The sequence below is a fragment of the Collimonas fungivorans genome, assembly GCF_028292705.1.
Classification (GTDB): Bacteria; Pseudomonadota; Gammaproteobacteria; order Burkholderiales; family Burkholderiaceae_D; genus Collimonas; species Collimonas fungivorans_B.
Map to the genome: position 1 here is coordinate 1 of NZ_JAQGLV010000001.1, position 6,646 is coordinate 6,646.

General features: G+C 60.8%; 5 protein-coding genes. 2 read left to right on the forward strand and 3 right to left on the reverse strand.

Going from position 1 to position 6,646, the window contains the following annotated elements:
- The 3 genes from JWQ61_RS00005 to JWQ61_RS00015 all read right to left on the reverse strand — a co-directional run.
- On the reverse strand, nt 1-955 hold a 955-nt coding region (locus tag JWQ61_RS00005; protein WP_304358693.1), incomplete at its 3' end, for a cytochrome-c peroxidase.
- A gap of 99 nt (nt 956-1,054) precedes the next feature.
- On the reverse strand, nt 1,055-2,695 hold the full coding sequence (locus JWQ61_RS00010) for a phospholipase C (protein ID WP_304358694.1): 1,641 nt from the start codon (nt 2,693-2,695) through the stop codon (nt 1,055-1,057).
- 376 nt (nt 2,696-3,071) lie between these two features.
- Nucleotides 3,072-4,430, reverse strand: a complete 1,359-nt coding sequence (locus tag JWQ61_RS00015; protein WP_304358695.1) for a DUF2252 domain-containing protein — start codon at nt 4,428-4,430, stop codon at nt 3,072-3,074.
- 350 nt (nt 4,431-4,780) lie between these two features.
- Here JWQ61_RS00015 and JWQ61_RS00020 point away from each other — a divergent pair, with 350 nt between their 5' ends.
- Nucleotides 4,781-5,695 carry a sulfonate ABC transporter substrate-binding protein gene (locus JWQ61_RS00020; RefSeq protein ID WP_304358697.1) on the forward strand — a complete coding sequence of 305 codons (915 nt, stop codon included), beginning with the start codon at nt 4,781-4,783 and terminating at the stop codon, nt 5,693-5,695.
- A 188-nt stretch (nt 5,696-5,883) separates the two neighbouring features.
- A partial coding sequence (locus JWQ61_RS00025; protein WP_304358696.1) for a serine O-acetyltransferase occupies nt 5,884-6,646 on the forward strand: 763 nt, incomplete at its 3' end.

Below are 6,646 nucleotides of genomic sequence, written 5' to 3' on the forward strand. Positions count from 1 at the left end.
GGTTGGCCAGCAGCTCTCGGTTGCGCGGTCCGGCCAGCGCTTCGAACTGGTAGTCGGTGAAGGCCGGCGGGAACATGCCGTCATGCGACGGCTTGTCGATATGGCAGGAGGAGCAGTTGCCTTTCTGCGGGTCTTCGAACAGCTTGAGGCCGCGCGCTTCCGCCGGAGTGAGGCTGGCCATGCCGGCCAGATAATAATCGTACTTGCTGTCATACGGATGGAAGCTGGGGTCTTCCAGCTGGAAACGCGCCAGCGCGAACAAGGCTTCGCTCAGCGCCAGGTCAGGATTGCTGAACACGTTGGCGCCGAACAGCTGGCGCAGTTCGTCCGCATAGGGAGCGCCACGTAGCTTGTCGAGCAGTGTCGCGGAACTCTTGTTGTCCATTTCATTGGGATCGAGGAAAGGTCCCTGGGCCTGGCTCTGCAAGGTATCGGCGCGGCCGTCCCAATCGAGTCCGCCCATCGGTACATGTGCCTCCGCCGCCAGCAGCGCAGCGGAGGCTTGCGTGTTTTTGGCAATCGCGGCGACTTTGATGTCGGCAGTCGTGGCGGGCACGGCAGGCGGCGCGGCTGCGTCGCTGTCAGGCACCGAACTGTTGGGGCCGATGGTGAACACCGGCGTATGTTCCAGGTAACGCAAGGAAGGTACTGCACGCAAGCCCTGTCTATCCAGTCCGGGGCCGCCCAGCTGGACCGCCAGGTTATTGGGCGGCGCATAAGCGTGATCGGGACTGTGGCAGGATGCGCAAGCCAGCTTGCCCGAACCGGATAGCGACGGATCGAAGAAAATCTTCTTGCCCAGCTGTGCTACCGCGCTTAACCCGGGCGCCTTGGGAGATGAAGGGGCAACGACGGCGGCCGCTGCAACAGGGGATGACGGTGCGTGGCGATCGCAGCCGGCCAATGCCAGCAGCAGGCCCGGTAAGGCAAACAATAAAATGGGAGAACGTTTCATCGATATCACGGTTAACGGCCCCGAGCCGGCGCCGTCATGAAAAATCAGGCGGCGAGCAGCGCAAATCGCGCGGCTCGCCGGAAAACCCGCCAAACGAGATCAGCTTGACTGGCCTGTACCCGGATCAAGGTTCAGCTTGGGTGTCTTGCCGCCGTTGCTGAAGTCGAACATGTTCTGGATCGAACCGGAAATGGCGTCGAACGAACCCTGGCCGATGCGCTGGCCGTTCAGCCAGTTGTCTTCGACGAAACGCAGGATGGAGGACTGGTCGGTCAGCGTATGGTCGACGAAATTGCTCTTGGCGTAAGGAGACACCACCAGCAGCGGCAGGCGTGGACCATAACCGCAGCGGCCTTGCACCGGCGTGCCGTTGACGCCGTTCAGCGGCGTGCCGCTGCCGCAGGTGCTGGCGCCGTTCAGGGTGTCGGCGGTGGTGCTCGAACCGTTGACTATCTTGGCCACATGGTCGTACCAGCCGTCGGAATCGTCGTAGGCCATGATCACCACGGTATTTTTCCAGTCATCCTGCTGCTGCAGGAAGTTGACCACCTTGGTGACGAATGCTTGTTCGTCCAGCGGATTCGAATAACCAGCGTGGCCATCCTGGTAGCCCTGGGCCTTCAGGAAACTGACCGAAGGGAAATTGCCGGCGCTGACTGCCGTGAAGAAATCGTTGGTGTCGTACTGATGGTTGGCGCCGCCGTCCTGGCTGGAGCCGATCGCCGCCACCGAGCTGGGACGCGTGTGCTTGGGATTGGCGGTGGAGGCGTAGTACTGGAACGGCTGGTGATGCGGAATATAGTCGGCGGTATAGCCGCCCAGCACGGTCGAATAGGTGCTGCGGGCGCAGCCGGTGGTGCCGTTGGGGTTGCTGGCGGTGAGGTCGAAGCCGCCTTCGAACCAGCCCCAGCTGATGCTCTGCGCGTTGAGCAGGTCGCCGATGTTCTTGCCGCTCATGGTGGCGGTGCTGGTGGCCGACGAGCAGGTATCGGCGGACGGGTCGATATCGCTGATCATGGTCTTGCCGCCCTGGCCGTCGGCTACCAAAGCCGAGCTGCTGCTGCCGACCACCTGGGTCACGCCGTTGGTCTGGCCCGAGATCAGGTTCAGTGCGCCTGGCGTCGACGGTCCGAACACGGTGTCGAAGGAGTTGTCGTTCATGGCGAAATGCTGGGCATAGTTCCACAGCGCGGTGACAGTATTGCCGTCGTAATAACCCATCACCAGGCCCTTGGTAAAGAACGGGCCGGTGCCGGTGCCGGTGCCGCTGGAAGCCGTGCCGGTGTTTTTCGGGAACAGGTCCATGGCGCCGCCGTTGTAGGCGCTTTGCTCCGCGGTATAGCCGTGGTTCTGGTCGGCGGTCAGCGCCTGCGAACGGTCCAGGCGGAACGGATTGGCCGCGCCGGCGCCGTTGGCGGTGTTGGTCGAATTCGGATTGGCTGTCAACAACGCCGGCGTCAATCCAGTCACGGCCGGCGTATTGGCCGCTGCGGTGAATGCAGGTTCGCCGCTGGGATTGGTGGCGTTAGGGTAGGTGCCGAAATAATGGTCGAATGAATTGTTTTCGCCAAAAATCACTACAACGTGCTTGATCGGGGTGGCCGTGGCCAGCGCATCTTGTGAACTGACCGGCGCCGGCGGCGTGACGGTCGATATCGAGTTGTTGTCGGAGCCGCTGCAAGCCGCCAGCCCGGCCAGCAGCAAGGCGGCGGGGATGGCTTTTATCATATTTTTTTTCATGCTTTCCTCAGGTGGACGGTGGGTATTGCTACATAACCGCGAGCGACGATAGCGCAGAGATATTTCATGTACATGACACGGCGCGGCAGCACGGATCAGCTTGGCTTGCGATTTGCAGGACTGGGCAATTTGAGGGGAATATGAATTTTGGCGCGAGCGCTCGGCAATGCCGCACGGGGCAATGCTGCCGCCGTTGTCGCTGGTGACGGATTGTCAACGCCATGATCGCCGGTAGCCGATTTTCGGGCTCGCCGGCGGTCACAAATTGTTACACTATTTCCGCCGGAATTTGACGAAATCGCAAGTGGCTAACGAGAAAAAAAGCCCGCGTTTCGGCGGGCTTTCAGGATGGTTTTTTGCCTGTCAAAGCCGGGATTCAATACAACGGCGTGCCAGCCGCATAAGCCGACTTGAAAGACTGCCAGTCCAGGTTCACCTGGTCGGCGTAGCCGAAGGCAAAACTGGCGATCTCGGCCTGCAGCCCGCTTTTGCTGGTCACGGCGCTGGTGATCTCGGCTTCGATGCTGAACGGCACCACCGAGCTGTCGTAGTCGTTATCGGCCAATGCATGCGCACTGGCCAGCGCCTGGCCGACATAGGTTATCGCCGTATTGAACTTGCTGCTGCTGGAAAGCTGGGTGTAGTCGAAATCCTCTTCGAACGGCGATTTTTCATGTGCATAAAAAGGCAGGCCGTTGATGCTGGTGTAGCCGGTCAGCACGTCGGCATTGATCAGCTGCGCCTTGCCGGTGCGGCCGACCCGGTTGCCTTCGTTGTTGGCATAGTCGGCGGCCGGCAGTTTTCCGGGGGCGGCAATGGCGACGTTGCTGGCGGCTTCCTGTTTCAGTTCCAGGATGACGTCGTCGGAGGTCGAGCTGGACGGTCCTTCAAGCAGCGCGTAATAACGCAGGCGGCCCAGGCTGCCGGTGCCTGAACCGAGCTTCTGGTGTACATCCTTTACGGTGTAATAGCTGCCGGCATATTGCTTGCCGGCGGAAATGGTTTGCACATAAGTGCCCATCGCAGCCACCACGGCGTTGTAGGTGGCGCTGCTGACGGCGGCCAGCTTGGCGCTGTCCTGGAACACGCGCTTGCTGTTGCTGACAGTCGTATATTTGGACAGCAGGTCGGAACGCTTGTCGCCGGCGGAGCTGCTGATGGCCGATTTCACCACGCTGCTGGTATTGCTGGTGGTGAGCTGGAAGCTCTTCTCGTTGTTGTTGCCGCTGACGCTGCTCAGCTGGCTCAGGTAGGCGGCGACGAAGGTGTTGATGGCAGTCGTGATGTCGCTGTCCTTCAAGCCGTTTTCGCGGCCGGCCAGCACGATGCTGGTGGCGGTGCGGCGCAGGTCCCACACGTATTGCCCGAGGTAGCCTTCATCGAAGTCGTTGACGCCGAACACCGCCTTGCCGCCGCTGTCCTGGAACGCACCGAAATTCGCCAGGTGGGTATCGCCGCCCAGCCAGGTGTAAGCGGTTGAAGGGCTGGTGTAGGCGGACGCCGGCAGCGTCGCCATGTCGCGGTAAAAGATGTCGGCGGTGCCGCGGTAGAACAGGAACGCGCTGCTGTCCATGGTTTGCATCTTGGTCGCCAGGTCGGCGCTGTTTGCCGCCGCGTAGGGATGGTTGTAGTTATAGATGTCGCTCACCACCCAGGCCGACCGTGAACTGGCGGCAAAGACGCTGGATGAAGCAAGGCACAGGATTATCGCAAGACGGGAAATCTTTTTTTGCATTTCTAGGCTCCGTGGCTGTTCTCGCCAACCGGAAGGCTTCCGGCTAACGTATTTATTAAGCTGTATCAAGTTATACCAAGCGCGGATTGTGCACAGCATATATGACAGCTTGAAGACACTGTCTATCCGGTCTGGACGGCCCGGCTCCCGCTTATCTGAATTCCAACTATCCGGAGAAGATTTTATTCGTTCTTTTTGTTTTGCCTTCTTATTAAGATCGGGCTGAGCGCTGCTTGCAGCTTGACCAGGGTAATCGATTCCATCGGAAAGACAATATGAGCGACAACAAGCCAGGCAACCATAAAAACCGGGCGGGCCGGCGCCGCTGTCTGCTGCAGGCCGGCATCGGCATGGCTGTCGTTGCGGTATTTGCGCCATTTGCCGCGCGCGCGGCGCAGCGTGAACTGCGCGTCGGTTACCAGAAAGGCTTGTTGAGCCTACTGAAAAAGCGCGGCACGCTGGAGCAGCGCCTGGCGCCGCTGGGCGTGGCGGTCAAGTGGATAGAGTTCAGCGCCGGGCCGGTGCAGCTGGAAGCGCTGAATGTCGGTTCCATCGATTTCGGCGATGTCGGCGAAGCGCCGCCGATTTTCGCCCAGGCCAACGGCACGCCGATTGTCTATGTCGCGGCGACCGTGCCGCGGCCGGCGGTGGAGGCGGTGCTGGTGCCGGCAGCTTCGGCGATCAGGACGGTGGCCGACCTGAAAGGGAAAAAGATCGCCCTCAACAAGGGCTCGAATGTTCACTATTTCCTGGTCAAGCTGCTGCAGAAGAACGGCTTGAACTATAGCGACGTCAACCTGGTGTGGCTGGCGCCGGCCGATGCCCGCGCGGCGTTCGAGAAGGGCGTGGTCGACGCCTGGGTGATCTGGGAGCCGTTCCTTGCGGCCGCCGAACAGACCCTGTCGGCGCGCATCCTGGCCGACGCCAGTGGCGTCGTCAAGAACCGGGCTTACTATTTTTCATCGAAGGACTACGCGCAAAAGAATGGCGATGTGCTGAGCATCGCCGTCGAAGAACTCAACAAGATCGACATCTGGGGCAAAGCCAACCGCAACGAGCTGGCGGCGGAACTGTCGGCAGTGTGGGGCTTGCCGAAGCCCGTGGTCGATGTCCTGGTGGCCCGTTCTTCGTTCGGCACCGAGCCGATCAGCAGGGCGATATTGGCCGAACAGCAGGTCATCGCCGACACTTTCTTCGAACTGAAGCTGATTCCCCGCCAGATCGACGTGCGCGACGCCGCGCCTGCGGCTCTGGGGCGGTCATAGGCCACAGGCGAGCAATAACAGAGGCGCATATGAGATTAGCAAACTAGCTTATGCGTTTTTCGTCATAAAAATTCGTAGTCAATTTTTCCGCCTGCCGACAAAATAGGCAGGCATTCAAAGATTCAGGATTCGCATCTTCTTCGCTGCAATAGTGATTTCGCCGTTTTTAACAATGAGCATCTGCACGCATGAGTAGCCGCAATTTTTCCGAACAGCAGGCGCTGACCGACAGTTCCGGCCTGGGCCTGGAGCAGGTGGTTTCCGCTTTGCGCACCTCGCGCGAAGTGACCAACAAGATCCGGCACCGCGGCGATATCCGCGAACTGCCGTCGCGCCAGGCGCTGGCGGAAGTGCTGCAGGGCCTGTCGGCGGCGCTGTTTCCGACCCACTACGGCCGCACCGACCTGAACGACGAAACCATCGACCATTTCGTCGGCAACACCCTCAGTTTCACCTTGAACATCCTGGCCGAGCAGATCCGCCGGGGCTTGCTGTTCGTGCTCGAAGAAAGTACCCCGGAAGCCGACCTCAACCGCCAGGCGATCGCCGTCACCCGACAGTTCGCCGCTGGCTTGCCGGCCATCCGCGACCTGTTGGCGAGCGACATCCAGGCTGCTTACAGCGGCGATCCTGCCGCCACCAGCATTTCCGAAATCCTGCTGTGTTATCCCGGCACCACGGCCATCATCTACCACCGCCTGGCGCACGCCTTGCATGGCCTGGGCGCGCCGCTGCTGGCGCGCCTGATCGCCGACATCGCCCACTCCGCGACCGGCATAGACATCCACCCGGCGGCACAGATAGGCGCCAGTTTTTTCATCGATCACGGCACCGGCGTGGTGATCGGCGAAACCACCATCATCGGCCAGCGGGTGCGCCTGTACCAGGCCGTGACGCTGGGCGCCAAGCGCTTTCCCGCCGATCAGGACGGCGCCCTGATCAAGGGCAACG